This window comes from Paracoccus homiensis (assembly GCF_900111675.1).
GTDB classification, from domain to species: domain Bacteria; phylum Pseudomonadota; class Alphaproteobacteria; order Rhodobacterales; family Rhodobacteraceae; genus Paracoccus; species Paracoccus homiensis.
The window spans coordinates 89,398-114,759 of record NZ_FOHO01000001.1 but is presented as its reverse complement, the minus strand read 5'-3'; the positions used below and the strand labels follow the sequence as shown (position 1 = coordinate 114,759).

31 protein-coding genes are annotated in these 25,362 nt (G+C 63.4%); 6 read left to right on the top strand and 25 right to left on the bottom strand.

Translation table 11 applies throughout. The annotated features are described in order from the left end of the window. Nucleotides 1-18 precede the first annotated feature (18 nt). From BMX67_RS00600 to BMX67_RS00585, 4 genes are all read left to right on the top strand, one after another. Nucleotides 19-1,842 (top strand): BCCT family transporter, encoded by a 1,824-nt coding sequence (locus BMX67_RS00600; RefSeq protein ID WP_090731666.1) that lies wholly within the window; start codon nucleotides 19-21, stop codon nucleotides 1,840-1,842. Nucleotides 1,843-2,093: 251 nt separating this feature from the next. After that, nucleotides 2,094-3,299 carry a tyrosine-type recombinase/integrase gene (locus BMX67_RS00595; RefSeq protein ID WP_090731664.1) on the top strand — a complete coding sequence of 402 codons (1,206 nt, stop codon included), beginning with the start codon at nucleotides 2,094-2,096 and terminating at the stop codon, nucleotides 3,297-3,299. Nucleotides 3,300-3,399: 100 nt separating this feature from the next. Beyond that, nucleotides 3,400-3,588, top strand: a complete 189-nt coding sequence (locus tag BMX67_RS00590) for a type II toxin-antitoxin system HicA family toxin (protein ID WP_090731662.1) — start codon at nucleotides 3,400-3,402, stop codon at nucleotides 3,586-3,588. A 62-nt stretch (nucleotides 3,589-3,650) separates the two neighbouring features. After that, a complete protein-coding gene (locus BMX67_RS00585; RefSeq protein ID WP_090731660.1) occupies nucleotides 3,651-4,049 on the top strand; it encodes a type II toxin-antitoxin system HicB family antitoxin in 399 nt (132 codons plus the stop codon). 559 nt (nucleotides 4,050-4,608) lie between these two features. Here BMX67_RS00585 and BMX67_RS00580 read toward each other — a convergent pair. Then, nucleotides 4,609-4,857: a DUF982 domain-containing protein gene (locus BMX67_RS00580; RefSeq protein ID WP_175479768.1), complete on the bottom strand. Its 249-nt coding sequence runs from the start codon at nucleotides 4,855-4,857 to the stop codon at nucleotides 4,609-4,611. A 115-nt stretch (nucleotides 4,858-4,972) separates the two neighbouring features. After that, the gene (locus BMX67_RS00575) at nucleotides 4,973-5,179 is read right to left on the bottom strand and encodes a cold-shock protein (protein ID WP_090731658.1); all 207 of its coding nucleotides are present in this window, start codon (nucleotides 5,177-5,179) and stop codon (nucleotides 4,973-4,975) included. Nucleotides 5,180-5,578: 399 nt separating this feature from the next. Here BMX67_RS00575 and BMX67_RS19475 point away from each other — a divergent pair, with 399 nt between their 5' ends. After that, nucleotides 5,579-5,752 (top strand): hypothetical protein, encoded by a 174-nt coding sequence (locus tag BMX67_RS19475; protein ID WP_175479767.1) that lies wholly within the window; start codon nucleotides 5,579-5,581, stop codon nucleotides 5,750-5,752. Nucleotides 5,753-5,829: 77 nt separating this feature from the next. Here BMX67_RS19475 and BMX67_RS00570 read toward each other — a convergent pair whose 3' ends face one another. The 21 genes from BMX67_RS00570 to BMX67_RS00475 all read right to left on the bottom strand — a co-directional run bounded on the left by BMX67_RS00570 (nucleotide 5,830) and on the right by BMX67_RS00475 (nucleotide 21,736). After that, nucleotides 5,830-6,834, bottom strand: coding sequence for a contractile injection system protein, VgrG/Pvc8 family (locus BMX67_RS00570; protein ID WP_090731657.1), 1,005 nt, complete (start codon nucleotides 6,832-6,834; stop codon nucleotides 5,830-5,832). Then, complete coding sequence (locus tag BMX67_RS00565; protein WP_245739025.1) at nucleotides 6,825-6,989, bottom strand: tail protein X; 165 nt, start codon at nucleotides 6,987-6,989, stop codon at nucleotides 6,825-6,827. The genes BMX67_RS00570 and BMX67_RS00565 overlap by 10 nt, the downstream gene beginning before the upstream one ends. A gap of 25 nt (nucleotides 6,990-7,014) precedes the next feature. Then, nucleotides 7,015-7,425 carry a phage tail protein gene (locus BMX67_RS00560; protein ID WP_090731654.1) on the bottom strand — a complete coding sequence of 137 codons (411 nt, stop codon included), beginning with the start codon at nucleotides 7,423-7,425 and terminating at the stop codon, nucleotides 7,015-7,017. Then, nucleotides 7,422-9,455, bottom strand: a complete 2,034-nt coding sequence (locus BMX67_RS00555) for a phage tail tape measure protein (RefSeq protein ID WP_139206428.1) — start codon at nucleotides 9,453-9,455, stop codon at nucleotides 7,422-7,424. The genes BMX67_RS00560 and BMX67_RS00555 overlap by 4 nt, the downstream gene beginning before the upstream one ends. Nucleotides 9,456-9,594: 139 nt before the next feature. Beyond that, entirely contained in the window at nucleotides 9,595-9,735 is a 141-nt protein-coding gene (locus tag BMX67_RS19470) for a hypothetical protein (RefSeq protein ID WP_175479756.1), read from the bottom strand. 11 nt (nucleotides 9,736-9,746) lie between these two features. Further along, entirely contained in the window at nucleotides 9,747-9,992 is a 246-nt protein-coding gene (locus tag BMX67_RS00550; RefSeq protein WP_175479766.1) for a phage tail assembly protein, read from the bottom strand. A 2-nt stretch (nucleotides 9,993-9,994) separates the two neighbouring features. After that, nucleotides 9,995-10,501, bottom strand: coding sequence for a phage major tail tube protein (locus tag BMX67_RS00545; RefSeq protein WP_090731648.1), 507 nt, complete (start codon nucleotides 10,499-10,501; stop codon nucleotides 9,995-9,997). After that, a complete protein-coding gene (locus tag BMX67_RS00540; protein WP_090731646.1) occupies nucleotides 10,498-11,679 on the bottom strand; it encodes a phage tail sheath subtilisin-like domain-containing protein in 1,182 nt (393 codons plus the stop codon). The genes BMX67_RS00545 and BMX67_RS00540 overlap by 4 nt, the downstream gene beginning before the upstream one ends. 79 nt (nucleotides 11,680-11,758) lie before the next feature. Beyond that, nucleotides 11,759-12,178: a hypothetical protein gene (locus tag BMX67_RS00535; protein WP_090731645.1), complete on the bottom strand. Its 420-nt coding sequence runs from the start codon at nucleotides 12,176-12,178 to the stop codon at nucleotides 11,759-11,761. 7 nt (nucleotides 12,179-12,185) lie between these two features. Continuing rightward, a complete protein-coding gene (locus tag BMX67_RS00530; protein WP_139206426.1) occupies nucleotides 12,186-13,220 on the bottom strand; it encodes a hypothetical protein in 1,035 nt (344 codons plus the stop codon). Next, on the bottom strand, nucleotides 13,207-13,818 hold the full coding sequence (locus BMX67_RS00525) for a phage tail protein I (protein WP_090731642.1): 612 nt from the start codon (nucleotides 13,816-13,818) through the stop codon (nucleotides 13,207-13,209). Before BMX67_RS00525 ends, BMX67_RS00530 begins: the two co-directional genes overlap by 14 nt. Continuing rightward, complete coding sequence (locus tag BMX67_RS00520) at nucleotides 13,815-14,702, bottom strand: baseplate assembly protein (protein WP_090731640.1); 888 nt, start codon at nucleotides 14,700-14,702, stop codon at nucleotides 13,815-13,817. Before BMX67_RS00520 ends, BMX67_RS00525 begins: the two co-directional genes overlap by 4 nt. Continuing rightward, nucleotides 14,699-15,031: a GPW/gp25 family protein gene (locus tag BMX67_RS00515; protein WP_217645762.1), complete on the bottom strand. Its 333-nt coding sequence runs from the start codon at nucleotides 15,029-15,031 to the stop codon at nucleotides 14,699-14,701. Before BMX67_RS00515 ends, BMX67_RS00520 begins: the two co-directional genes overlap by 4 nt. Before the next feature lie 59 nt (nucleotides 15,032-15,090). Next, entirely contained in the window at nucleotides 15,091-15,597 is a 507-nt protein-coding gene (locus BMX67_RS00510; protein WP_217645760.1) for a phage baseplate assembly protein V, read from the bottom strand. Then, entirely contained in the window at nucleotides 15,594-16,130 is a 537-nt protein-coding gene (locus BMX67_RS00505) for a hypothetical protein (RefSeq protein WP_090731637.1), read from the bottom strand. The genes BMX67_RS00510 and BMX67_RS00505 overlap by 4 nt, the downstream gene beginning before the upstream one ends. Beyond that, on the bottom strand, nucleotides 16,130-16,687 hold the full coding sequence (locus BMX67_RS00500) for a phage tail protein (RefSeq protein WP_139206425.1): 558 nt from the start codon (nucleotides 16,685-16,687) through the stop codon (nucleotides 16,130-16,132). Before BMX67_RS00500 ends, BMX67_RS00505 begins: the two co-directional genes overlap by 1 nt. Further along, on the bottom strand, nucleotides 16,684-17,001 hold the full coding sequence (locus BMX67_RS00495; RefSeq protein ID WP_090731634.1) for a head-tail joining protein: 318 nt from the start codon (nucleotides 16,999-17,001) through the stop codon (nucleotides 16,684-16,686). The genes BMX67_RS00500 and BMX67_RS00495 overlap by 4 nt, the downstream gene beginning before the upstream one ends. Further along, nucleotides 17,001-17,375, bottom strand: a complete 375-nt coding sequence (locus BMX67_RS00490; protein WP_090731633.1) for a hypothetical protein — start codon at nucleotides 17,373-17,375, stop codon at nucleotides 17,001-17,003. Before BMX67_RS00490 ends, BMX67_RS00495 begins: the two co-directional genes overlap by 1 nt. Nucleotides 17,376-17,437: 62 nt before the next feature. After that, nucleotides 17,438-19,540, bottom strand: a complete 2,103-nt coding sequence (locus BMX67_RS00485) for a phage major capsid protein (protein WP_217645758.1) — start codon at nucleotides 19,538-19,540, stop codon at nucleotides 17,438-17,440. Next, nucleotides 19,527-21,089 (bottom strand): phage portal protein, encoded by a 1,563-nt coding sequence (locus tag BMX67_RS00480; RefSeq protein WP_175479765.1) that lies wholly within the window; start codon nucleotides 21,087-21,089, stop codon nucleotides 19,527-19,529. The genes BMX67_RS00485 and BMX67_RS00480 overlap by 14 nt, the downstream gene beginning before the upstream one ends. A 44-nt stretch (nucleotides 21,090-21,133) precedes the next feature. Beyond that, nucleotides 21,134-21,736: a hypothetical protein gene (locus BMX67_RS00475; RefSeq protein WP_090731630.1), complete on the bottom strand. Its 603-nt coding sequence runs from the start codon at nucleotides 21,734-21,736 to the stop codon at nucleotides 21,134-21,136. Between the two features lie 317 nt (nucleotides 21,737-22,053). Here BMX67_RS00475 and BMX67_RS00470 point away from each other — a divergent pair, with 317 nt between their 5' ends. Beyond that, nucleotides 22,054-22,635 (top strand): P-loop NTPase family protein, encoded by a 582-nt coding sequence (locus BMX67_RS00470; RefSeq protein ID WP_217645754.1) that lies wholly within the window; start codon nucleotides 22,054-22,056, stop codon nucleotides 22,633-22,635. Nucleotides 22,636-22,855: 220 nt separating this feature from the next. Here the strand turns inward: BMX67_RS00470 and BMX67_RS00465 are convergent, their stop codons facing one another. Beyond that, on the bottom strand, nucleotides 22,856-24,784 hold the full coding sequence (locus BMX67_RS00465; RefSeq protein WP_245739023.1) for a phage terminase large subunit family protein: 1,929 nt from the start codon (nucleotides 24,782-24,784) through the stop codon (nucleotides 22,856-22,858). Then, nucleotides 24,747-25,280 carry a hypothetical protein gene (locus BMX67_RS00460; protein ID WP_090731626.1) on the bottom strand — a complete coding sequence of 178 codons (534 nt, stop codon included), beginning with the start codon at nucleotides 25,278-25,280 and terminating at the stop codon, nucleotides 24,747-24,749. The genes BMX67_RS00465 and BMX67_RS00460 overlap by 38 nt, the downstream gene beginning before the upstream one ends. Between the last annotated feature and the right edge of the window lie 82 nt (nucleotides 25,281-25,362).

Below are 25,362 nucleotides of genomic sequence, written 5' to 3'. Positions count from 1 at the left end.
ACAGAGGAGGATCGTGGATTGTCGATCAAACCGCCATTCACGAATCTGGATATCCAGACCGCCAGCAAGGGCTTTTACGAAGGCCACAATGTCGGCGTCGCCTTTACCAGCAAGCTGATCATGGTGCTGCTGGTGATCTGGGCACTGATCTGGCCCGGCAATGCTGTCGGCACATTGGGCAGCTTCAACGCAAGGCTGCTGGAAAGCTTCAACAGCTTCTACATCATCGTCACCGGCCTGTTCATGTTCTTCCTGCTGGCGGTCGCGCTGCTGCCCGCAACGGGCAAGCGGGTTCTGGGCAAGCCGGGCGAGAAGCCCGAGTTCCGGAATTTTTCGTGGTTTTCGATGATGTTCGGCGCGGGTCTTGGCGTCGGCCTGATGGTTTTCGCCACGGCCGAGCCCTTGGGTCTGTGGGGATCGAACCCGATGACCGTCGCGGGCCAGGTCGCCCCGAACAGCCCCGAGGCATTGCAGCCCGCCTATCGCTATACCTTCGCGCATTACGGCTTTCACGCCTGGGGCGTCTATGTGCTGACCGGGCTGTGTCTGGCCTATTACGCCTATACCCGTGACATGCCGTTGACGATCCGGACCACGCTGACGCCGCTTCTGGGCGGATGGATGAATGGCTGGCTGGGCAATGTCGTCGATATCCTTGGGGTCGTCGCGACCATTCTTGGCGTCGCCGTCACCATCGGCTTTGGCGTGTCGCAGTTCATCGACGGGGTCTATTCGATCTTTGGCGTCGCGTGGCTGATGGACCTGTCGGGCGATGTGCCGCGCCCCAGCGTGGCGGGAATGCTGGCCGGTCTGCTGACCATCATGTGCCTGTCGGTCCTGTCGGCGATCTCGGGCGTCGGGCGCGGGATCAAGATCCTGTCGGATCTGAACCTTGTGCTGTCGATGATCCTGCTGCTGGTCTTTGTCGTCTTCGGGTCGTTCCTGTTTGCCATGACGACCTATGCGACGGCGCTGTTCGACTATGTGCTGCATCTGCCGCAGCTCAGCTTTCTGGCCTATCCGCCGCAATCCGAAGCCGCCTTTGCCGCCGCATTGCCCGAAGCCGCGCGTCCGCTGGCCGATCAGCTTTATGCAGGCGCGACCAATGCCTGGGGCTCGCTGGAAGGGTTCCAGTCCGGCCTGACCGGTGCCGCCGCCGAACTGCCGCAGGACGTGCAGATCGCGGCCTATGCCGCAGGGACGCCGGGCCGCGAATTCGGCTGGCAGTCGGGCTGGACGACCTTCTACTGGGCGTGGTGGATCGCCTTCGCGCCCTTTGTCGGGCTGTTTCTTGCCCGTATCTCGCGCGGGCGGACGGTGCGTGAATTCGTGTTCGGCTGCGTAATCCTGCCCTCGCTGGTCTGTTTCGCCTGGATGACGATCCTTGGCGCGACGGCCATCGACCTTGAACTGAACGGCGCGGCGAATGGGGCGATCATCGGCGCCAGCAATACCGCCAAGCTGTTCGTGACGCTGCAGAACATGATCTCAGGGCCGCTTCTGGCGGGGATTTCCGCGATGTGCGTCGTTCTGGTACTGACCTTCCTGATCACCTCGGCCGATAGCGGGCTTCTGGTGATGAACACGGTAATGTCCGGCGGTGACGAGGCCAGCGGCATGCGCCATCGCATCATCTGGGGCGTGATCCTGACGCTGGTCATCGCCACGCTGCTGATTGCGGGCAAGCTGGGCGACACGAATCCGATGGACGCGATCAAAAGCGCCATGATCATCGGGGCGCTGCCCTTCACGATGGTGATGGCGCTGATGATGCTGTCACTGATCAAGGCGCTGTATCGCGACAGCCTGCGTGACCGGCTGACCGCCACGCAGCGGGCCTGAGCCTGCCTGACGGATCGCCGGCGGCCCGCGCGGTTGCCGGCGACAGACGCGGCAGAGGGCAAGGCCGTGCAAAGTTTCCTGTCGGATGAAGATGGTGCCGGTTGAGGGCATCGCGCCCATGCCTCATGCCGTTGCATCAAATATCTTATCAGCCTAGAAAAGAAAGGGAAATTTTGCCCTCGCTGTCTCAGGCGGTCCGTTCGTGACCCGCTATAGCGCGGGTCTATTTGGGGGACTGCCTGGGGGGCTGAATGGCGAAGAACAAACTAACCGCTATAGCGATCAAGCGGGCAGGGGATGGCAAACATCAGGATGGCGGCGGTTTGATCCTCGTGAAAAAGGGCGAGGCCGGGAAATGGATTTACCGCTATAGCCACCTCGGAAGGCGGCGCGAGATGGGGCTAGGGCACTGGCCGACCGTGAGCTTGGCCGAGGCGCGCAAGATGCGCGACGAATGGCTCGGCGTGCTTGCGGCCGGGATGGATCCGATCTCGGAGCGAGAGGCGAGGCGCGCGGAGGAAGTCGCACACCGCGACCGGCAGAACCCGACATACCAGGAACTCGTTTCAATCGTCTTCGAGGCGCGGAAGGAGAACCTGCGAGAGCAGGGCGACCGTGGCCGGTGGCTGAGCCCCTTGCGCACCCACATCATCCCACGGATCGGCAAGGTCCGCACGAGCGATTTGACCCGGCATGTGATCGCAGATGCACTGCGGCCGATCTGGCGAACCAAGCACCCCACCGCGCTGAAGGCCTATCGGCGCACAAAGATCGTTCTGACCGAAGCGCAGCTCATGGGCTTCGATTGCAACCCGATTGAGGTCGACGCCGCGAAGCGGATCCTCGGCGACCACCACCATGAAGAAACGCCCATCGCTTCGACATCGTGGCAAGACCTCCCGGCACTCTACGCCCGGCTCGGCGACAGTGTAAGCGCGCAATGCCTCAAATTCATCATCCTGACGGCCGTCCGATCGGACGCGGCGCGCGGTGCAAGGCTGGGCGAGATGGATCTCGAAAACGATATCTGGACAGTGCCAAAGGAGCGAGTGAAAGGCCTTAAACAGCACGTCCGAGATTTCCGCGTGCCGCTGTCCCGCCAGGCGAAACAGCTGATCGAGGACGCGGCCCAATTCGCCGATGATCTGCTCTTCGTCCCGATGCGAGCGGCAATCTCGAGCCGCGCGCTGGAAACCCATCTAGACGATCTCAACGAGCCGGGTCGGCCTCACGGCTTCCGGACGAGCTTCAGAACATGGGTCCAAGACAACGACGCAGCCAGCTGGGAAGTAAGCGAGACCGTCCTTGGTCACACCATCGGCAACAAGGTCGAGCGGACCTATGCGCGATCCGATCTGCTCGATCGGCGGCGGATCGTCATGCAGGCGTGGGCAGATTTCGTAACCGGAGAGGCGGCGAATGTCCTTTCGCTCGATGAAGCCCGCATGAAGCGTTAATGTTGTAGGTATAGGAGCACTAGTTTACACAAATATTTGCGCAAATAGCTTGAGGGGTGCGCGGTCTTGGTGTATATATTTACACGCGATAGGAGGGGCGATGGAGCTTGAAACCAATTCCAAGAAGCTCCTGAAGATGCTCAAGGCGGAAGGCTTCGAAGAGATCCAGAAACGCGGATCGCACTTGAAGCTTCGGAAAGGCGAAAGGACCGTGATCCTGCCCCACCCGAAGAAAGATCTTCCGCTTGGAACCGTCAGGGCGATCTATCGACAGGCCGGGCTTCTATAGCCCGGTCGAACCACCGCCCCTCCGTGCAAATAGTCTAACGTATATTCCTCTTAGGTCCCGCCATGAAATACTTCACCGCCCTGATCCATCGCGACGATGACAGCGCCTACGGTCTGACCTTTCCCGATCTTCCCGGTTGCTTTGCCGCGGCCGAAGATTGGGCGGGCATCCCTGCCGCAGCTGCAGAAGCCCTCGATCTCTGGTTCGAGGATATGCCCGACACCGAGCCCGCGAGCCTGGACGAGATTCGCAGCCGCGAGGACGTGAAGGCCGAGATGGCAGCTGGCGCTGTTCTGATGCCGGTGCCCTACATTGCCGCCGATACGGCTCTTGCCCGCGCCAATATCTCGCTTGAGCGCGGACTCCTGCGGGCCATTGACGAAACCGCGAAAGCGCGGGGAATGACCCGCTCCTCCTTCATCGCATCGGCAACGCGTAGAGAGCTGCTGGGCACGTCCTGAACAAGCAGCCGGGCACCAACGGTTGCCCGGTCATCACGAAAGGCTATTCGGGTAATTGCGCGTCGAAGGTTGTGATCCAACCGCCACCAGCGTTGAGCTCGACGCTAGTACACTATCCGCGATATGAGCCCGTATAGTGCACTTGGCTTTCTGAGGGTAGGCTCATGTGTATCCATCGCCTTGGCGAACAACCGCTCTTTCATTGCCCGCACCCTTGCTCTCTAAGGCTAGATTACCGTCCACTCTTAGAATCGGATCTACCAGTCCTAGAACTTTTCGTAGCTACCTCTCGGACGGCTCCACTCTTCCCCTCGCTGGCAGCCCACTGAAGACGAGAATCGCGCAAGCGCTTTATTTTCGCGTCGCGCTTCTCGTTTTCGTCGTCAATGATCTCTTTCGCCGCACGAGACGTCTTTTCGATCTGGCTCTCGCGGCTCATTGCGCTAGGCGCGACCGGAGGCAAACTAATTGGTTTAGACATGTACTGCTCTCCAAGTGTTATAGTTTCGCCGGTCCGGCGCATTTGCTTCAGGCTTTTACTTGCAGACGGATGTTCATTTTAAGCAGTCGACGGAGCGAAACCCGCCGTGGCCGCTGCAGAGAGAAATGCGGCACGCGCCGCACCAACAGGGATCAGGCAGTTCATAGCGGCGTCAATTTGGCTCAGCGCGCGATCGCGCTCACCGTTTGCAACGGGCCATTTAGCCTGGAGCCAGTATTGAGCTTGCTCAATTGTCGAGATCCTTTTGATCTCTTTACCATCGGAATAATGCATTGTTAGGGGAGCCCCCCAGTTAATCTCAATCATGTTATTTTCTTTCAATGTGTTATCGGATCTCCCATTTCGTAGCAAAACCTAATCTCGCACGAAAACGGGGACGACCTGTGCGGCCGTCCCCGTTAGAGCGTTACACTAATTTGGCTTACACCAGCGCAATATTGGCTGCCGAAGCGCGGCCATCGCGGCCGCTTTCAATGTCAAAACTCACTGCTTGGCCGTCTGCGAGTGTGGTCAATCCGGCGCGTTCAACAGCTGAGATGTGAACAAACACATCGTTCTTGCTGCCTTCGGGCGCGATAAAACCAAAACCTTTAGTGGAATTGAACCATTTCACGGTGCCTGTCGCCATCGTGTCATCTCCTGTATGTCACCACCCGCAACATTGCGGTGGTTCGGCTCGGTTCCGTCTTAAAGACAACTGAAGCCGATGAGGGAGACAGAAGGTCGAAAATAAAGTCGCGATGCACGCTGTGTATGGACTATAAAGACGCGGAATGCAATAGCCACGATTCATGTCATCGTGCCTTGGAAGGCCATCGCCTGACTTCAGAGCGGATGAAATTACATAACTGCGCTCGCTAGAGAGTTCGCGGATTCCAGTGCGGATCGGACGAAACCGCTAGAATAGAATGTTATTCAAACAATGCGCTATCCGAATGTCCGTCACAGCGCATTGTGTCGGCCTACCTGCAACCCCAGTTTTAGAATGTCAGACGGGATTTTCCACTGACAAATGGAGGGTCCAAACATGGACGCCGATAAGGAATACGGAAAAGTTCACTCCACCGAGCCCTCGAAGCCAGAGGGCGAGTATGGCGACAAGCGGCGGCAACTGGACAAGGACAACAGCGCGTCTGAGCGGATGGGCGACGAAGGTTCACCGCCGAAGCAAGACAAGGCGCCCGACAAACCGCTGAAATAGCGATGCATTCGGTGTAGTAACTAGTTCGAGCGGGCTCCGGCCCGCTCTTTTTTGCAGTTTTTCCGTCAGGTGTGATCTTATGTGGGAAGCTGCGCCTTGAAACTTGTTCTCCAGCCGCGCGGATCCAACTGGTGATCCACTCGCAGCACGAGCCATTCGCGACCGAGGTCGGGATGTAGCGCCGGAAGTATCACCCGGCCCTCGGCGATGAGATCGGCGCGACCGGGAAGTTCGCAGGACGCCACCAACTTGCCGCGCCGACCTTTCGCCAAAGCAGAATCCGCCGCCTGACGCGCCGCCGCCTGCGAGGCGAAGCGATGACGCAGACGCAAGGACGGATCACCGGATCCCGCGACCTCTTCGCGATCCACAGCAGCGGCCAGATCCCGCCAGATCGCCACGCAGCTCCTAGGCAGCTCGCGCGCGTCGCGCGACACCCGCCACCGTGACAGATCAGCCGGCAACAGCGTGACCGGGGCAATGGGCTGACCGGATGCCGACCGGCTCTCGCCCAGGCGCGCAAAGACGATCGAGGCGTTGGCCGGTTTCACGAAAGCACCCAGATCCCGCGCGACCCGCGTCAGCAGGTTGATATCGGACTCGTCCACTTGATCGAGATGGTCGAGCGCCATCGTCCTGATCGACTGCCCCACGGCCGGACGCAGACTATGTTCCTGCGCGATCCGGCCGACCAGATCGGCGACGGTCGTGCCGGCGGGCCAGCTGCGCGATTTCGCGGTCTGCAGGCCGGTCGTGCCCACCGCGCCGTCATAGACCGCGGCCTTCGCCGAAATCGACATCACGTCAGGCGGTCCTGAAGCCTCAAATGCATCGGCAATGAAGGACCCCATGCGCACGGCCGAGAGCCCGGCGCCCAGCCAGACTTCGATGCTCGCGCCAGAGCGCGGAAACGGCATCCGCCCGCCCAAGCCGCCCAGCGCCAGGTCGATGCGCAGCTCGTCGGACTCTAGGCCGACCGAATCCGTGATCGACAGCGCCGACAATATCGGCCGGAAGCGCGAGGACATATCCTGTCCATCCACGACGACGCGGACCAACAGCCGCCAATCCATCAGTCCCATAGCCGCACCATCGCGCGCTTGGGCACTGCGGGCTCATCCGGCAACAGCACCCGCAGCCCGGCAGGCAGGATTGGCCCGGCCGAGGCCAGCCCGGTATTCAGATCAAGCGTCAGCTCTACCAGCCGCCCGTCCTGACGGCCGAAGATCCGCCACACCAGCCGGTCAACGGTTTCGCCCTCTTCAGAAACGCAGGATCGACGCAAGCCCGCCATCATACCGCTCCAATTCCAACCCGAACTCGATCCTTTGCGCAGCGCCCCCGCGCTCGAAGATGGTCTGCCCCTCATCGACTCCGACGATCGACCAGAACCCCAGCACCCGCCCGCGCCCCTCGATGAGAGGCAGCGGCAAGCCCAGCCCGGCGGTCAGGCGCATTTTGTCCACCTGACCCAGACCACCGGAGAAAGAGGGGTATATCACTCCCTCGAGGCTGATCGTCTCGCCGGCCGGCCCGACATATTGGCGCGCAGGCGACGCGCCGATCCGCTCGATCGAGGACCAGTTATAGGCTGCCCTGCGCTGCAAGGACTGATAGGCCGCCGAGGCGATCGAGAAGCGATAGGGTCCGAGCGCCATCATCACATCGTTCATGCGAAGCTCCCATCGAACAGCGGGGCACCGCGCCGCGACAGGCGTCGCTCGAGGGCGCGGAGCAGATCCTCGGGGCTTTGGCCTGGCGACTGGTTGATGGTGATGTTCACCGGCCGCGGTTCTGCGGGCCGCGCAACGGCGGTGGACGCGGTTGCGGACACCGGCGCCATGCCGCGCACAGCGGCGGCAATCCGGGCGGTCAGATGCGACGCCTCGCGCGCCTGGGACAGGAGCCCTCGCGTGTGCCGGGCATGGGCGATGAAGCCGCCACGGGACCGATACATCAGCTCCTCGCCGCCCTCGCCGACCAAGAGCGGCCCGGCATCGAAGGAACCGCCGACCGCCCGGCGCTGGACGCGGCGGGCGCGACGACCGCGCGCGCCCTCATCCGCAGCCGCAGGCTCGGTGTCGTCACCCGACAGCGCATCGCCGATGCGGTCGCGCGTTCGACCAACGAAACGTGTCACCTTGTTGTCGGTCACGAAATCGCTGATGGCGCCGCCGACCGCCTTGACCTGTTCGGCCTTTTCGACAAACCAGTCGACAATCGCACCGATTTTCGCCTTTGCCGCCTCGAAGGCCCCGACCAGCCGATCGAGGATCGCGGACAACCCGGCCCGGAACGCATCCCAGCCATCCTCGAGGCCATCGGCCGAGCGGCGGAACCAATCGATCACCGGCTGAACGCCCTCGCGCATTGCGGCCATCGCATTGCCGATGCGGACCTTCGCGGCCTCGATGCCAGCCCCTATATTTTCCCAGGCGGCGCCGACCAGCTCGCGCGCTTTGCCGAACGCGTCGACCAGCCAGTCGATCACCGGTTGCACCGCAGGCCTGATCTTGTCCCAATTCGTGATGACCAGCGTCGCGGCCAGGGCGATTGCTGTGATGGCCGCGCCGATGGGGTTTGCGATCATGACCGCGCCGATCATGCGAAAGGCGGCGGCGACCATTGGTCCTGAACGGGCGAGGCTTAACAGCGCGCCCCCCAGCTGGACAACCGCGGCGCCGAACCGGCCGATGGCCAGCACAGTGCGTGCGGCGAAGATACCGGCAAGGATCTTACCGAAGTTCTTCCAACCGCCGACCGCGCCCACGACAAACTCCGTGGCTTCCCGCACCTTTCCGACCACATTACCGAAGCCGGAGGCAACCTCGCCGACGATCGGCACGACCCGGCCCACTGCCTCCCCGGCGGCAGCGGCCCAGACCCTAATCTCGCTCTGATTGCCCTGCAGCCAGCCAGAGAAGGTCCGGGCCAGATCGGTGACCGCTGGCATCAGTGCCGCGCCGATGGTGTTGCGCAGGCCCTGCGCCGATAGGTTGGCGTCGAGCATGGCGTCCTGATAATCCTCGGCCGCTTTCGCCATTTCGTCTGTTAGCACGAACCCGGTCTTGCGCGCCGCCTCGCGAAGCTCATCGAGAGCGGTCGAACCGCCTTTCAGCATGTTGACCAGACCGACACCCTCGGAATCGAACAGGCGCATGGCAAGGCGGACCCGATCTGCCTCGGACGGTACTTTAGCCATCGCATCGGCGATCGCCCCAAGCGCGTCCTCGGGCGCCATCTTCGTCAGTTCCTCGGCCGAAAGGCCCATTTCCAGAAGCGCGTCCTTGGCCTCACCGGATCCGCGCGCGGCTTCGGAGATCCGCCGCGTCATGCGTTGCATGGCCATATCGAGTGTGCCCGAGGCAACGCCCGACCGCTCAGCCGCATAGCGCAGCTCCTGCAGCGCCTCGACATCCATGCCCAGCTTCGCGGCGGTCTTGGCAGAGTTATCGCCCAGCTCGGCCACGCCGCGCGTCAGGCCGATCACCGCAGCCCCGGCGGCGGCGACACCGATCGAGACATTGCGCGCCGACCTCCCGATTTCTCGCGTTGCCCCGCTGAAGGTCTCGCCCACCCGGCGGCCGGCAAGCATCGTTCGATCAAGCCGACGCTGCTTGTCGCGCAGCTGATCGAGCGTGCGGCCGAGATCGGCATATTCCCGATCCAGAGCCTCGACGGATCGCCCCTGCCTGACCAGCACCTCGCGTTGCCGACCCAGATCCTTCTGCGCCTTTTCGACATCGCGGATCTCGTGGCCGACCTTCTTCAGCGACGACTGGATGCTCGAAAGCGCCCGACCGACCGAGCGGTCGACCGAAGCGCCGATTTCGATCTTTGCGTTAAGCCTCTGGTTTGCCATCCGTCAGCCCCTCGAGCCACCACGTCAGATCCCGCGCAGTCATCGCGCCGATCTCGGCGCGCGACCAGCCGGTGCCGCGCGCCAGGGCGAGAACCCCGGCGCGCAGATCATGCAGAGGCACCAGCCCGCCGATTACTCCAAAAAATCCTGATAGGCCTGCTGGACGCGCCCGTAATCGTGCAGCGAGAGCGAGCGAAGCTCATCCGGCGTCAAATCGCAGAGCGAGGCGAACAAGTGCAGTTCCTGCGCGGCCGCCGTCTTGCCGGTGCCCTGCGCGTTCATCTGATCGTCCACGGTCGGTTCGCGCATCTGACAGGTCTTGATCCGTGCCTCGCCGCGCAGAAAGCCGGTGCGGAATTCAAGGGGTTTCGTGTCCATCATCAGATCCCCATCGCATCACGACGCGCGGCCAGCTGGTCCTCGCCGCCGATCACACGCATCATATTGACCAGATCGACCTCGACCACGGACTCGCCGTCGCGCTCCTGCCGGAAATAGTCGAGCGACATCTCGACCTCGAGCGTCGGAGGTGTTCCGGGTTGCCACGCGCCCGGCCCGATCCGAACGATGGTGCCGCGCATCGAGTGCAGCTCGGCATGGACCGTGCCGTCGAAATCCTCGACCGAGCCGCGCGCGGTGATCTGCGTCCGACCGTTGCGGACAAGCCCGAAGCGCTTTTGCACCTCGGCCGACAGCTCGGTCAGCGTGATTGTGACCGACATTGCCTCCATGCCGGTATCGATGCGGATCGGGCCATCCATGCCCGCCGCGCGGAATTCCTCGGTCGAGAGAGCCAGCGCTGGGGGCTGGTAGGACTGCGCATTCCCTGCATAGCCCCGGCCATCGACCCAGACCGCGAAATTCTTCAGCTGCGCGCGCGCCGTCATTGCACGACCTCCTCAAGGTAATCACCGACCAGGTGCGACCGGAACACGATGTGCTCGGCCGGATAGGGCGGCGTGAAATCGAAGTTGAAATAGATCTTCCCGTCCGCGATAGATTCGGGCGTGTTCAGATCGGGATCTGCCCAGCACCGGCCGCCGAGAATTGCACCCAGTGCCTGGAGTTCGCGCAGGAAGGCATTCACCCCGTCCTGCACCTCCTGCACATAGGTCTTGGTGATGTTTCGATCGACCGCCCACAGATGCGCCCGCAGCAGCGAGTCGTTGATGATATCGGCGGTGCGGCGGACCGAGAGGAAAGCCCATTTCTGATCCGTCGAGAGCGTGCGGTTGCCCCAGAGGCGATAGCCGCCCTGCCGAATAATCGTCGCGACATTCGCGGCGTTCAGCAGATTGGCCCGAGCATTGGCGTCGCCCAGACGGAAATCCACCGGACGGCTGGTGCCGACGATGCCATTCAGCTCGCGGTTGGAAGGCGAGTTCCAGAACCCGTCCTCTGCATCGACTTTCGCGATCAGACCGGCAACGCGCGCCGAGGAAGGCTCGTCCACGACCTGTGTCCCTCGCGACACCTTGCACCACGGATCAACCAGATAGACCCGCTCGCCACCCTGCTCGCCGGCGACCGCCAGCGCGGCGGCATCGTTGCTGTTCGGCCCGTCGATCACCATGACCGCGCGCAGCCGGTCAGCAATGCCCTTCATCTCGGCTGCGACAGGGTTCGCTGCTTCGGCCGGGCGCTGATGGGTCCAGCCCGGCGCGACCAGGACGCGGGGCGACACGCCGGTGACCGCCTCGGCTTCCAGGAAGCACTGCACGCCCAGCGCCGCGCCCTCGGCGTCCACCCCGCCGATGATATTGGCGATGGTCTCGTCCTCATCTGCCCCAGCCTCGACCCGGACCACGACCACTGCGGCGCCGACCTGATCGAAGATCCCGTCGATGGCCCAGGGCAGCGTGCCGTTGCCGTCGCCGACCGCATCCAGCTTTGCGGCCTCGGTGCGCGACCCGGCGACCAAAACCGGAGTGTTCAAAGGAAATGCCACAGCATCGGCATCAGGTGCCGTGCCGATCAAGCCAATCACGTTCGACTTGGTGATGCGGATGGGCCGAGCGCCGCCGTCGATTTCGACAACCTCGACCCCGTGCAGAAATTCAGCCATGGGAACCCTCGCAATTAATCAAGCGAAGGATGGTCCGCCGCACGCTCGGCCGCCTCTGGCGGTTTCGTGCGTTCGAGCTTTACGCCTCGATCTCTACCCCCGCGCGGAAAAGATCATCCAGCTCCTCGGCCGAGAGGTTCAGCGCCGCTCCAAGAGCCGTGATGGTGGCAGAGGCGCGCGGGAACTCCACGCCATAGGTCCAGGCGCGGCCGATGCGCGGATCCGGAGAGGCCGCGACCAGTTGCTCGGCCGATGCAAGGAGGCCTGCGCTGGCAAGCACGTCTTGCAACTGGAACCTTGTCAGCACCCATGATGAGCGCAAATCTTCGATGGTCGGCGGAACCGTTCGCCAAGTCGGGCTTTCAGCTGTGCCATCATTTGCCAGCCGCGAGCAAGGCTCGAAGGTCGCGCCTGGATGATGCGCGCGGACTGATGGCGTTACCTCTACATAAAGCGCGCCGGTGGGTTGGCCGGATTCGTTTATGACCGCGTAGAACATGACCGCCTCATTTAAAGATGATGCCGTTCGGCGTAACAGTGTTGACCGCGATCGAGGTGCCGCCAGTCGCGTTCGTAGCGTTGATGATCGAGCCCGATTCGCAGACGATGTCTTGCGTGGAATCGCTGCCACCTTTCCGACACTTGCCTCCCAGCAGGTTCAAGGTGGCTCCTCGATAGACGTGAACACCCTTCTGACCAGCACCGCTGGCATCTAGGCCCCAAGCGTGGCTCACCGCTCCGTTTGAAACACGCAGCCCGGTGTCACCCGCACCGCTTAGATCCGCGCCTTGAAAGGTGGATTGTGTTCCTCCCGCTACTGACGCGCCGTCTCCTCCAGCCCCAGAAAACACGGAACCGTTGCCAGCGAATGAGGCGGACGTTGTCAGCAGAACTGCGGTATCGCCGCAATTCTTGATTCCGCACATCCCCCCGACAGTCGCAAAGCCGCCAGAGAAGGCATTGATGCCCATGCGCCCTGCCGTTGGCCCTGTGTCCATCATCGTGAACAAGGCGTCGATCCGCGGCAATGTTCCTCCATCTTTGACGCCGAAAGAAGGATAAATCGGGGCTGCGCCTTCATGAAAGGGGACGTTCATATAAGCCCTGTCGATGAATACCTCGGCCGCCTCTGCCACGATCGATATCCATCCAAGATTCACACCGCTCACTAGAATCTGCTCAGCCATCGTGAAGCCATCCAGCAGCAGGATTTGAGTTTGAAATCCGCCCTGAACGTAGCCGGGCCTCCGCTCGGAGAGATAGCTCAACGCTTCATTCACGGTCGAGAAATCGCCACTATTACCGACCGTAACGGTGGAACCAGCTTTTAGCGCCAGATCGTCAACCCGAGCTCTCAGCGTCTCACTGCGGAGAGCCAGCTGGCGCGCCTGCCAATTCATCAGGCCGGAGTTCACAGCAGGATCGACCTCGCCGCCGGTGGGATACCAGCCATTTTCGAGCCGGGGCACGGCAGGCCACTTTTCGGCATCGGCACCGGCCTCGCTCAGATTGACCACCTGCGCCACATCAACCATTTTCATTACCTCCGAAGGAATAGACGCCACCCAGCGTGACGTCTTGACCAAGAACCCAGAGTCCGTCGCCGAGGACATAAGTCACACCAACAAGCCGAACTTCGCGAAGCCTGCACCGCGCAGGGGCAAGCGAGGCCAGACGCCCAGCGATCGCGGCCGCATCGCGCGCAGGCACCGCATCCAGCAGCTCTACCCAATAATCGGCCCAATGCGGATCGGACGGGCCGAGAACCCAGGCATCGCCGAACTGCCAATTGCCGCCCAGAACCAGATCGGAGCCTAAACGAGGCAGGTCGCGGTCCACGATGATCCGCGCATCGCCGTAGCCCATCGCCTCCAAGGCCTCGCGCAGAGACCGAACCGTGCCCTTGCGCCGATGCACTTCGACCGACGCCGCGATGACGGCGCGCTTTCGCTCGGGCGACCATGCCGGATCCCATGAATCGACCGACAGCGCCCATGCCAGCCACGGCAGGAAAGCCTCGGGCACCCGATCCGGGCTCATGGCATCGCCGATGGGCTTGGGCAGGGTCTCGGTCCGGTTGCCAAGGCTCGCCAGAGCCAGTTCCAACTCCGAGGCGTTATGAGGCAGAAGGCCGGTCATGCGACGGCCGAAGTGATCAAGAAGCTGGACGCCCGTGCGGCACCATCGACGCCGGGATCGATATCGGCCGCTGGCGACACGAGATCGACCCACGAGATACCTGCCTGATGCAGCGCGGCGATGATGGCCGAGCGCCTGACAACGGCCCCGACCGCGAAGGCGCCAGTGCAATAGGCACGCACCGCATCCTCGGCGGCATTCATGGCAGCATCCGCGCCAGGCGAGGCAGGCAGATGCAACACTGCCTCGACGTCATAGACCGCCAGATCTGCGGCAGCGACCACGACATCGTCGCAGAGGGGGCGCACATCCTCCGCCGACAGCGCATCGGCCACGGTCGCCAGAAGATCCGGCGATGCCGCGCCATCGGCGTCGGTCGAGATCACGCGCACACCGACCTGTCCCGGACCGATCCGGCGCACCCCCACGTCGCGCACCTGCCCCGAGGCCGACAGCGCATGGAAGCGATAGGCTTCGCGGGGCCCCGCCACGCTGAAACCCTCGAGCGATAGCTGGATCCGGCGCCGGAACGCGACATCCGTCTCGCGGACCTCTGCGACCGGCGGGCTTGCGTCGAGGTTTGCGGGCACGATGATCAGCCGCGCTACCCCCAGCAATGCGCCCAGATGATCCAACATCGAGCCGGTGGCCGTGGCCAGCAGAACCGCGCGCATCCCGTCATTGATCGCAGCCCGTAGCAGCGTCTCGCGATATGCCCAGACCTCGAGCAGCTTCACCACCGGCTCGCTTTCCAGATCCAGCGTCGGTGCGATCGAGGGCAGCGCGTCGGCTAGATCGGCTTTGCAGGCCGCGAGGATGATCTCGAAGTCGAGGTTCGCGACAGCATCCGGCGCGGGCAGCGCCTCGAGATCCAGAACGCTCATGACACCGCCACTCCTTCGACCGTCAGAACTTCGCCCGTGTCCCGCACCACCGCCTCCATTGAAATCTCGAACACGCCCGACCCGGCCCCGGCCTGAACGGATACCGACTGCACCTCGACACGCGGCTCCCAGCGTGCCAGCGCCTCGACCGTTGCGATACGCAGCTCTGCGACCGTCTCGGCATTCAGCGGCCGGTCGACCAGCTCGGGCAGACGGGATCCATAGGACCGCCGCATGACCCGTGACCCCAGCGGCGTGGTGAGCACATCACGGATCGACTGGCGCAGATGATCCGCGCCAGTGAGAGAACGACCAGAGAGGGAATTCATGCCCAACATGGGCCGGAAGATGACACGCTACGACCCCCGCCGCCTCTGGCGGTTTCGCCTCAACTCGCTGGAGGATCAGTGAGCGCGCCACCTCGCGCAATGCCGCCGTGACGATGGTTCTTCAGCGACACCCCATCGGCGACAACATCGCCCTCGACCGTGACGTCGCCGGTGATCCGCAGCCCCCCCGGCGCGGCCAGCGACACCGCCCCGTCGCGGATCTCGAGCGAGACGCCTTCGGGCAACTCGACGCGCGTCACGCCAGCCTCGGATGCCGGCGGCTGGCCCGCGCCGGAATAAAGTCCCAGAAGCGCGACGCCCTGGCCGGAATTGCCACTGGGCGATAGAAGCATCACCTGTTCGCCGACCGAGGGCGCGGAAAACACCCGGACGTCACCGGCGCGGCCGGCGACCCATGGCACCCAGCCTGACACCGCCTCGCCGCCAAGCGAGACCCGGATCCGCGCCTGTGCGGGATCGACCTCTGCAATGGTACCGAACTGAATCAGCCGCGCGATCCGGCGATCCGTCTCGCCGAGCGCGCGGCGGTCGCCCACTTGCATCATGCGTCAATGCCCTCGTAGTCGGCGATATGGTCCAGGCCGATATCGGGTGACCAGCTGAATAGCGCCTCGGGCACCGTGCCGTCATTGGCCCAAACGTTCGACCCAAGGAACGCGCGCTGCCGGAATTCAATCCGCCACGCCTGATAGTTCGACAGAACGGGCGAGAACTCGTGAACCTCGCCCACGGTAAACACCGCAGGCTCGACCGAGCGAAGCCCCCAGCGATTGCCGTGCAGGAACACCGCCAGAGCTGCCGCGAAATCCCGCAGGGCCCGGCCGACCGCCTCGGTGCGGAAGCCCATGACAATGGTCAGATCCCAGACGGTATCGGCGGCAAGACGGCCGGTGCCATCGTCGGCCTCGATGCCGCCCCATTCGAGGTCGGTCATTTCCACCAGCACCGCGGGAAGCGGCAGCTCCGTCTGGGCCTCGCCCAGCTCGCGGTAATCCGTGACCGTCGCCAGATCTGGAAACTGCGCCCGGATCGCGGCGAGAACCGCATCGTGCATCGCGGTCGGTGTCAGTTCGTCCATCAGCGAGCCCCTATGCCAAATAGCGCCCGAGCGCGGATCTCGGCCTCGAAATGACGCATGAAGATCTCTTCCGCCTGGTCGAAAACCTCGTCCTCGAGATAGACATCCATGCGATCCTTGACCGGCATCAACACTCGCTCGATCGGATGCGACCGCGCCGTCTTGCGGCGCAGGATGGTGCGCGTGCCGGAAAGACGGCCGATGAAGGCCCCCTCGAATGAGTGTCCGAGGAACTGGACGCCAGCGCCGGATTCGGTCGGGCGGCCTTTAAAATCCTCCGCAGGCCAATCGTTCTGCCCATACCAGATCTCGAAGGCGGCGCCGCTGCCGTCGCCTCGCGCGCGCCGCGTCTTGATCCGACGCCGCAGCCGCTTGGTGTTGCGCAGTCCGAGCAGCCCCTTGAGCCCCTTTGACGACATCGAGCGCAGCGTGCCGGCCGTGCGCTTCAGCGCGCGGGAATAGGCTGCCTGCAGCTGACGCTCATCCAGGGCGAAGCGTTCGGACAGCCTGTCCAGCGCCTCGCCGTTCAAATCGATATGCAGGCCCACCATGCTCACCCGGTGGGCCTTTGCAGCGGCACCGTGGCCATGCCGGTGCCGTCCTCCTGCGGGCCTGCGGTCACGTCATAGGTGATGCCGCCGATCGCCACCCGGTCGCCCCGCCGCAGATCAGCCAGATCGACCTCTTTTCCCAAAGCACGCGGCTGCGTCGCCTCAAGGGCATACTCGCCGATGGTGGTGTCGAAAAACGCCTCATCGAAGAGCACCGCAACCGTCCGCGTGGCCCCCGAGGCAAATAGGAGACGGGCCCGCACGCCGAAATCGTGCAGGCCCAGAAAGGCATCCAGATTTTCCCACGCGGGCGCTGGCATCAGCTCGCCTTCGGCGCCTCGAAGCCGTCCTCGAGCAGGTCCTCCCAGACCTCATCGCGAACCGCGGTGTTGATGGCCTTGGCGTCCTGCGGAAGCAGGCGGCGGATGGGGTCGAGTTTCGGCTTGCCGTCCGAACCGAAATCTTCGGGTTTCAGATTCCGGATCGCAGAATCGACCGAATCGAGAAGCGCATCATAGGCACTCTCCCCGCCGGTATCGCTGACGTTGTCATTGACCAGTTTCGCGCGGCCGCGATGAACCAGGTCCGCCGCGACCTTCTCGTCCACGTCATAGGGCTCTATGCGCGGCACCGCGATTTCGCCCGGTTCGAGGACCGTCGCGCGCAGCAGGATGATCTCGACTTTCTTCGCCATGGTTCACTCCCTTGAAGCGATAGAAGAACCGGCCCGCCCGAGCGGCGAGCCGGGATTGGTCATCAGCCGCCGAACTGACCCAGCGAGAAGCTCGAGACGCGGCGGGCGGCGATATCGACGTCTTGGAAGGCGACCACGCGCAGACGACCTTTGCGCGAATGCGTGTAGGGATCGATCGTCAGATCCAGACCGCCCCAGAGCCCGACCAGCGCATCCGACCAGTTGCCGAAGAACAGATCGCCATCCGAAACCTGATTGGTGATCTCGGCGGCATAGCCGTTCACCGTGCCGCCATCTTCCCAGATGGTCTTGCCGGTGCCAGCAAAACGCTCGGTGGTCTTGAAGTGACCGCGCATCCGGGCGTTCGCCATATAGGCCATCGAGCCGATATCGGCATTGTCGGCGGCAACCTCGGTCTCCATCTGCACCACCTCGCCGAAGGTCGGGTTGGCTGCGGCGAAGGGCACAGCGTTGATGCCGATCCAGTTTGCGACGCCGACCGGATCGTTCGCCGCGCCGGTGCCGTAGAAGCCCGCGCGATCGATGGTGCTTCCGATGGCCCAGGCCAGATCCCGGCGCACCATGGCCTCGAGATCGAGCGACGACTGCATCAGCATGCGCCGCGTCATCTCCACCATGCCCGCCGCGGTCTTGGGCGCGAGGCTGACCTGCCCGAAAGTCAGCGAGGTCTCGTTCGCATCCTGGTCCTCGCCGATCCAGTAGCCCTGCGTGCCTTCGACCAGCTTCGGGATGTCGACCAGACCGACCAGACCCGACAGCGCGGTGGCACGTTGCAGGAACACTGTGCGGTTGCGCAGAAGGTCGATGAAGGAGCTGGCCAGCAGATCCGTGGCCACCAGATAGCCGCCGGTATCCCCGGCGGCAGTTGCGCTGGTCGAGGTGTTCAAGGCTCGGCGCAGAACCTCGGGCGGGACCATGACCCCCTGTGCGCTGCGGCCGAGACGATCCGCCGCCGCTTCACCGGCCTCGATCTCGAAAGCGGCGGCCTCGCGTGCGGCGCGGTCGCCCGGATTTGCCAAATGGCGCAGCACACGCATGAAGCTGAAGGAATCGGCCTCACGGTCGGAAAGCCCGACGTCACCGCCGCGCTCGGTGGTTTCGGCACCGCCGCGCGTCTGGGACATCCGCTCAAGCAGCGTGCGCTGGAACTGTTCGGGCGTGTGGCCCTCGGAGATCGCCGTCTGCGCCAGATCGCGGGCGTCGTATTGCGCGCCCATCTGGATCAGCGTCGCGGCCCGCTCGCGCTCGTCGGAAGAGCCCCGGCGCATGGCCGAACGTTCGGCGTCCCCGGCTTCCTCGATCGTTTCCAGTACCTCGACGATGCTGCCATCGTCGTCCACTTTGGCACGAACCAGATTGCCGTTCGCGTCGCGCACATTGCGAATTTTCATATTACCCTCGCCAGTTTGAGCCGCACGCGCGGCACGATGATCCCGCAGACCTTCGGCCAGAGGGGCGCGGCCCGCCTCTGGCGGTTTCGTCTGTCGCTCGGCCGAGCGGCCGACACCGACATTGGGATCTGCAGGCACCGAGACCATCGAAATCTCGTAGGGCTCCCAATCGGTCATGGTGACCAGATCCGGCATCCCTTCGCGCTCCTCGATCGAGACGCCGTGGATCTGATAGCCGACCGAGACGTGGCGACGGATGCCGTCCTCGATATCGGCGAAGATCTCGGAGGCGCGCGCGCCCCGGCCGAGGCGCACCACCGCCCGCGCGATCCGATCGTCGCCGACCGTGTGGCTTTCCACCACGCCGACCTGATCACGCCAGTCGTGGTCGACCAGCAGAGCAAGACCACTTGCAAGGCGATCCGTGCGCATCGACCCGCTTTCAAGCGACAACACCTCTTCTCCGAACCAGCGCAACACTGGCGTCTCGGAGGCGAAGGCCAACTCGACCGTCCGCGCTTCCGCATCGATCGAGCGGACCTCGAAATGACGCACAAGCATCTGCTCGGCGGTGCGATCCTGAATTTCTCCCAGCAGCTGCGCCGGGTCCGCACGCCGCTCTAGCCGGCGCCCGATCAGCCTCTCGGCTTTCCGATCGGACTCTTTCGGAACCGATCGCGGCATTTTCGAGCCGTTGTCCTTCTTCGCCGCCTCATCCTTGGCCGCTTTGCCGACCTTTTCACTCTTCGCCATTTTCGCCTCCTTCCGTCTGCGCGCCGGGCTTGACCGCCGCCTGCACGTTCTTGATGAACATCGCCTGGATCATTTCGGGCGGGACTCCCGCAGCCTCCATCTGCCGCACGTCCTCGGCGATCTCGCGATAGACCGTCTCGGGATCCCGGCCGGCCTCGCGGATCAGCTGCTGGGTCGAGATCAGACCGCCGCGACGGGCTTCCAGCTGGGCCTGCACGTCCTTGACCGGATCGATCCACGCCCATCGGCGCGGCAGCCATGTCGCGGCCGAGAACTTGTCCAGCTTCGCGGCGGGCAGCGGCTGGCCATTTTCCAGCGTCACACGGCCCGACAGCAGCGACCACGGAAGCCAGCGTTCATAGACTTGCTGGTGGAACGACTCGATCAGCCACTCCTGCAGCTCTTTCCAATATTCGCGCTCCTCGAGCGTGCCCTGCCGGATCGATGAGAAATTGACCCCTTCGAGGTCACCGGCGAAGTTATTGTAGGCGACGCCCAGGCCCGAGGCCGCGCCGCGCAACATCGCCTTGAGAAAGGTCGAAAACTCGCCAGAGGGATAGGTCGGGTTTGCATCCTTGTAACGCAGCCCCGGCGTCAGCTCCTGCACCACCCCGGCCTCGGCATCGAAATAGAGCGGATCCTCATCCACAAGATCTTCGCTGTCGATTTCGGGCCCGTAACCCTCCTCCCATTCGAGATATCCACCCTTCGCAGCACCGGCGCGGGCGTTGACCAGCGCCGCATCCTCAAACCCCGCGGTCATCTGCAAACGCCAGAGCGCCGTCGCGGTCCAAGGCAGGCCGCGCTTCTGGCCCTCGATATCTTCGACAAAGACATGGATCATCTGATCGGCCGGGATCCGGGCAAGACGACGCCCGCCGATCACCCGATCCGCAGGCTCTCGATCCCCGACCCGGACCAAGTAGAACAAGGGCCGACCGTAAGCGTCGAACTCTATGCCGTGACGGATGAAGCCCCCGCCAGGCAGGTAATCTTCGCGGACCTCGATCGGCACGCGAAGCGGATCGATCACCTGCACGGCAAAGCCCCATGGCCCGGCGTGGCGGCCAGTATGGATGCGACCGAAGAACTCGCCGTCGCGGGCGCAGCTCTGGATCACGGCCATTTCCAACCGATGGAAGGACCGCCGGCCGTCCATGCTGCAGTTACCGCGCTTGCCCCAGCGGGCCCAAGCCGCCTCGATGGCGTCGTTCGCACCTGTGTCCGATTGCCGGTTGGTGTCGCGAACCTGCGCCTGCAGGCGCACGCCGGTGGATCCGACCACGTTCTGACGCACGAGCCGCAGATAGCCACGCCCGTAATCATTCTCGCCGGTCATCTCCCGCGAGCGTGCCACCAGCACGCGCCAGTTGCGGTCGATCACCTCATCGGCTGGCATCGGATCGCGAGCCTGCCGCCGCGTGAGCCGGTCGGTGACAGCAGACTTCATCACACCGCTGAATGCCCGGCGAAGGCCAGGCCCGGCGATGCGCCCCCCGAGGGCTGATGTGCCGGTGATCTGGTCGGACGCCGCGGCGCGCGTCAGCACCGAACTCAGCGAACCCGCGCGATTGAAAGAACCGAAAATGCGCATCAGAACCTCGTTAGAACGCGGCGGCCAAAGGGCGAGCGGCCAGCGCGCTTTGCCTGCTCGGCCGAGATCTGGGCGCGGAATTGCGTGCGCAGCTTCATCAGATCGGCAACCGGCGTCCGGTCGAGCGAGCGGTTGTTGATCTGATAGCGGCGCTGTTCCAGCGTGGCGCGGTTCTCCAGAACTGCCTCGACCATCGCCAGCATGCGCTCGGCGAAGCTGCGGGCCTCGGCACCTTCTGCACCAAGGCGCAGATCCAGCTGAAGGCTGACACGGCCGGTGGCGATGATCGTCTCGATACCGGCATCGTCGGCCACGGCCTGCCAGTTATAGATCCCGCCCGGCAGCGCCGAAGTCTGCGCCTTGGGCGCCTGAAAACGGAAACTGGACCCTGAGGCGGCGCCGACCAGGTCGATCGAGCCGGGCCCGCGCAGATATAGCGTGACTGTCTGCCGCGCCGGATCGAGGCCCGGCAGCGATGCCGCCCAATCCCACGCCATACCCGCGATCAGTCGCTTGCCGATGATGTCCAATGCCGCCTCCGCGCAATCCACGCGGGCAAGATGCCTCTGCGCGGCATGCGCTGCCTCTGGCGTTTTCGTCATCGCTCGCTGAGAGCTAGCAGCACGCTCATTGCACAAAAGCCTTCAGCAAGGACTTTCGCTCAACCAGCGTTAGAAGATGCATCGAAATGCCTCTTTGTAGAGACTAGGCGATCACCCATGAGCGAGGAACGTCGATAGATATCGTCAAAGACGAATGACATTCTCGTGCTTCAGAATTGAAAGTGCATACAGCGGTGCAAAGTGCAGCGAAGGTCGGCTCTGAGCCCAGTTTGACCGATACTGCGGAGATTCCTGATGTCTGCTCTCGTGATCTATTGCCTTTCAAAGCAGTCCCTTCGAGAACACAGCATTTATCGATGTATGTGATCGAGGAACGGATTGCCTTGCCAAATTTCATTTCCATACCCCACGCTGCTGAGCGTTTAGCGAAAGCCAATCGCGTCCTCGTGATTGGCTGTTCGGGTGCTGGCAAGAGCACCTTGTCGCTCAGGATCGCCGAACAATACGGACTTGAGTATCAATCCTATGACAGAGACGTGCGCTGGCTTCCCGGCTGGCAGGTTCGGAACCGCGCCGAGCAGCGCGCTCGCGTTTTGTCTCTCGTCAGTCGCGAGCGATGGGTGATGGACGGCAACACCCCGTCAACACTCAACATTCGCCTGCCACGGACTGACTTGGTGGTGTGGCTCCGTGTACCACGCCGGATATGTCTTATGGGTATCGCTCACCGCGTCTATTCAAACTATGGATCGGTGCGCTTCGACATGGCTACAGGCTGTCCAGAGCAATTGCCCGACCGAGAGTTTCTTTCATACATCTGGACGTTCGAGAAAAAGGTCGCGCCTCGCATCATCGCAGAGTTGGATCGCCATGGCCCAAGCGTTCCTGTCGTAATTCTGCCAGCGCGAAAATCGTCTGAGGCTTTGCTCTCTACTTGAGCCGCGCCTCGTCTCCGGCAGACGCATCTGGTTTCCAAGGCTATTGCACCAAAGCAGGCATTCGTATGATCGAAGCTGAAAGACGCTTTGTCCCGCAAATTTGACTTTCAAGGGTCGTCGGATTAATGTCCGCGTCGGTCGACAGCGACGATTTGGCGACCAGAGTCTGATCTGACACACAGCCATCGGTGTTTGCGAGAACTGCAATCAGACCCTCTGCCTATCCGCGCCGTTTCGCGCGTGCCTTGGCGCCGGCTACGCGCCGGCCACGCTTGCGCGGAGAGTGACCCTCGTCACCGGCGCTAGCCTTCGGCAGTTTCACCCCGCGCCGCCGCCGCGAGGGCTTCGGCGCGACCGGATCGGACGCGGGGCCTTCTTCCTCGTCGGCCGAAATCAACCTTTCGAGCGCCCGCTTGATGTTCGGCTGCGTGATCTTCAGAGCCGCAAAGGCATAGACCCGGCAATCCAGAGCCTCGTTGCGGTCCCGCGTCTTGTGCCATTCTAGGATCGGAAAGCCCTTGACGTAACGCCGCCGCAGCGTCTCGGCCGTGGCCTGCGCGAACCATTCGGCCTCGCGGCTCTTTGGGATGTGGCAGAAGCCAGGCCCCTCTGCGGTCTGCTGGAACCGCCGCATCACGATCAGCTTGGCCTCATCCGTGCCGACCGTGAACAGATCGATCTTGCGCGCCCGATAACCCGACCGCTTGCGCGAGGGCGCCGAGACGACAGGCCGGTCCCAGCCACCCACGCCCTTGATCGCGAACAGCCGCGACGAACGGCGCTTCTTCACATAGTCATAGGCCGCCTGCGTCGTGCTGCCGCCGGTGTCGAGGCAGGCGGCAGAGATCCCCAGCTGCGCGCCGGTCTCATGCGCCCAGGTCTCACCCAAAAGATCGTCCAGATCCTGCCAGACATCCGGCTCGAGCGGCGAGCCCCAGAGAACGCGGTAATCGACCGACCACGATTCCTCGCCCAAGCCCCAGCCGACGATCTCGACCTCGAGCCGATCCTCCTGCATGTCGATCCCCGCGGTCAGCACGCCGACGCCGCCCGGCACCGGCGACGGGAAATCCTCGGCCCGCGCGATCAGCATTGCCGCATCTACTGAATCGCCCTCTTCCTCCCAGGTCTCGGCCAGCGAGGTGTTGACGAAGGTCTGCAGATCGTTGACCGCCTTCGCGTCGAGGAAGGACTGGACGATATCGCCCAGCGTCGTCATGCAGGAATACAGCTCCGAGAGGTGATAGGAGGCGTGCCCGTGGAACGGCTGCTCGGCGACCCAGCCGCCCCCGTGGGCCTCGGCCCGCCGGATTGCCCAGACCCGCTCGGAATCGGTCCATTTTGAGCCGCACTCGCCGCAGACATAGCCGGCGGTTTCCGGCAGTGAGCGCCCGGCCTCGTCCTTCTGCCAATCGACGCGCGACCAGACCAATCGCTGCAGCGCGCCGCAATGCGGGCACGGAACATGGAAATATCGCTGATCGCCCGCCTGAAACGAGGACTCGATATAGGAGGCGCCCTTCACCGTAGGTGTCGAGCTCTCCAAAAGCTTGCGCCGGTCACGGAAGGTCGCCGCGCGCTTCCAGAGCAGGGATACCGGATGGCCCTCCGAGGTGCGGACATATCCGTCAACTTCATCGCAGACGATGAAGGGTGCCGACCGGCCGCGCATGGTCCGCGGCGATCCGGCCCATGAGAACATGATGAAACCGCCGGGATATGACTTCATCAGCTGGTTGTTCACCCCGTCGCGACCGCGCGGCTTCGCCATCTTCGATTGCAGCGAGGTATTGGCATCAACCAGCGGGTTGAACTTCGTCTCCAGCCATGTCTGAAGATCGCCCTGCGAGGGCTGCATCATCATCTGCGAGGTGGCGTCCTGGGCAATCCGGTAGCCCTGACCGCAGAGCATCAGCATCGTCTTTCCGACCTGGGCGCCCCACATCAGTGTGATGCGGCGGCAATCTGGATCGGCCGTCATGTCCAGCGGCTGGCGCTGGTAAGGCGCATTTTCAAAATTGATCAGGCCAGGGATGGCGTTGCCGACCGGGACGTAGACCGAGCGTTCTGCCCAGACGGAGGGCGGCAGATCCGGAGGCGGGCGCAGCGCGTCAAGCGCGCCTTGCACGATCCGCTTCAGAACCTCCATCGCGGGCTCCCTGAACCAAGGCATCGACATCGGCCGTCGATGCGGCCTCCAATACCGCGACCAACTCGGCGCGGATGATCTTCTTGATCGTGCCCTCGGCACGCTCGCCGATCACCAGCGAGGCGATCCGGGCAGGGGTCTGGCCGAGCAGCTTCGACTGAATCTCACGCATCACCGCCTGCCAACTGGACCCGACCATCGCGGCCTCGATCAGCTCGCCACGCCGAAGCGCCGCGTCCATTTCCGCCAGATCCGCCTCGGCCCGCGTCTTGCGCGCCTTCTCGGCGTGATAGTCGATCGCACCCTCGGCGGGCTGCTGCCCCAGCGCCCGCTCCTGCAGGTAGCGGACATAGCCCTGCACGGCCGGAACCAGCTCATAGCGGCCCTGCGCGGTCTTGGGGATGACACCCTCTTTCGACAGCTGCTGGACCCGACGCTCGGTCAGATTGAACAATTTTGCGATCGTGCCGACCGGATAAGCAGTCCCCGTGCTCACTCCAGATCACCCTCATCCTGCGGCAGGCTGGTCAGATCCAGATCGCCGGGATCGGCGAGATCGACCAAGCCTTCCGATGCCT

Bases quoted from the DNA above. Each gene is read 5' to 3' on its own strand.
- BMX67_RS00595 (WP_090731664.1), top strand. From the start codon at position 2,094: ATGGCGAAGAACAAACTAACCGCTATAGCGATCAAGCGGGCAGGGGAT.
- BMX67_RS00590 (WP_090731662.1), top strand. From the start codon at position 3,400: ATGGAGCTTGAAACCAATTCCAAGAAGCTCCTGAAGATGCTCAAGGCG.
- BMX67_RS00585 (WP_090731660.1), top strand. From the start codon at position 3,651: ATGAAATACTTCACCGCCCTGATCCATCGCGACGATGACAGCGCCTAC.
- BMX67_RS00580 (WP_175479768.1), bottom strand. From the start codon at position 4,857: ATGATTGAGATTAACTGGGGGGCTCCCCTAACAATGCATTATTCCGAT.
- BMX67_RS00575 (WP_090731658.1), bottom strand. From the start codon at position 5,179: ATGGCGACAGGCACCGTGAAATGGTTCAATTCCACTAAAGGTTTTGGT.
- BMX67_RS19475 (WP_175479767.1), top strand. From the start codon at position 5,579: ATGGACGCCGATAAGGAATACGGAAAAGTTCACTCCACCGAGCCCTCG.
- BMX67_RS00570 (WP_090731657.1), bottom strand. From the start codon at position 6,834: ATGGGACTGATGGATTGGCGGCTGTTGGTCCGCGTCGTCGTGGATGGA.
- BMX67_RS00560 (WP_090731654.1), bottom strand. From the start codon at position 7,425: ATGAACGATGTGATGATGGCGCTCGGACCCTATCGCTTCTCGATCGCC.
- BMX67_RS00550 (WP_175479766.1), bottom strand. From the start codon at position 9,992: ATGGACACGAAACCCCTTGAATTCCGCACCGGCTTTCTGCGCGGCGAG.
- BMX67_RS00545 (WP_090731648.1), bottom strand. From the start codon at position 10,501: ATGACGGCGCGCGCGCAGCTGAAGAATTTCGCGGTCTGGGTCGATGGC.
- BMX67_RS00540 (WP_090731646.1), bottom strand. From the start codon at position 11,679: ATGGCTGAATTTCTGCACGGGGTCGAGGTTGTCGAAATCGACGGCGGC.
- BMX67_RS00535 (WP_090731645.1), bottom strand. From the start codon at position 12,178: ATGTTCTACGCGGTCATAAACGAATCCGGCCAACCCACCGGCGCGCTT.
- BMX67_RS00530 (WP_139206426.1), bottom strand. From the start codon at position 13,220: ATGAAAATGGTTGATGTGGCGCAGGTGGTCAATCTGAGCGAGGCCGGT.
- BMX67_RS00525 (WP_090731642.1), bottom strand. From the start codon at position 13,818: ATGACCGGCCTTCTGCCTCATAACGCCTCGGAGTTGGAACTGGCTCTG.
- BMX67_RS00520 (WP_090731640.1), bottom strand. From the start codon at position 14,702: ATGAGCGTTCTGGATCTCGAGGCGCTGCCCGCGCCGGATGCTGTCGCG.
- BMX67_RS00515 (WP_217645762.1), bottom strand. From the start codon at position 15,031: ATGAATTCCCTCTCTGGTCGTTCTCTCACTGGCGCGGATCATCTGCGC.
- BMX67_RS00510 (WP_217645760.1), bottom strand. From the start codon at position 15,597: ATGATGCAAGTGGGCGACCGCCGCGCGCTCGGCGAGACGGATCGCCGG.
- BMX67_RS00505 (WP_090731637.1), bottom strand. From the start codon at position 16,130: ATGGACGAACTGACACCGACCGCGATGCACGATGCGGTTCTCGCCGCG.
- BMX67_RS00495 (WP_090731634.1), bottom strand. From the start codon at position 17,001: ATGCCAGCGCCCGCGTGGGAAAATCTGGATGCCTTTCTGGGCCTGCAC.
- BMX67_RS00490 (WP_090731633.1), bottom strand. From the start codon at position 17,375: ATGGCGAAGAAAGTCGAGATCATCCTGCTGCGCGCGACGGTCCTCGAA.
- BMX67_RS00485 (WP_217645758.1), bottom strand. From the start codon at position 19,540: ATGGCGAAGAGTGAAAAGGTCGGCAAAGCGGCCAAGGATGAGGCGGCG.
- BMX67_RS00475 (WP_090731630.1), bottom strand. From the start codon at position 21,736: ATGACGAAAACGCCAGAGGCAGCGCATGCCGCGCAGAGGCATCTTGCC.
- BMX67_RS00470 (WP_217645754.1), top strand. From the start codon at position 22,054: ATGTATGTGATCGAGGAACGGATTGCCTTGCCAAATTTCATTTCCATA.
- BMX67_RS00465 (WP_245739023.1), bottom strand. From the start codon at position 24,784: ATGGAGGTTCTGAAGCGGATCGTGCAAGGCGCGCTTGACGCGCTGCGC.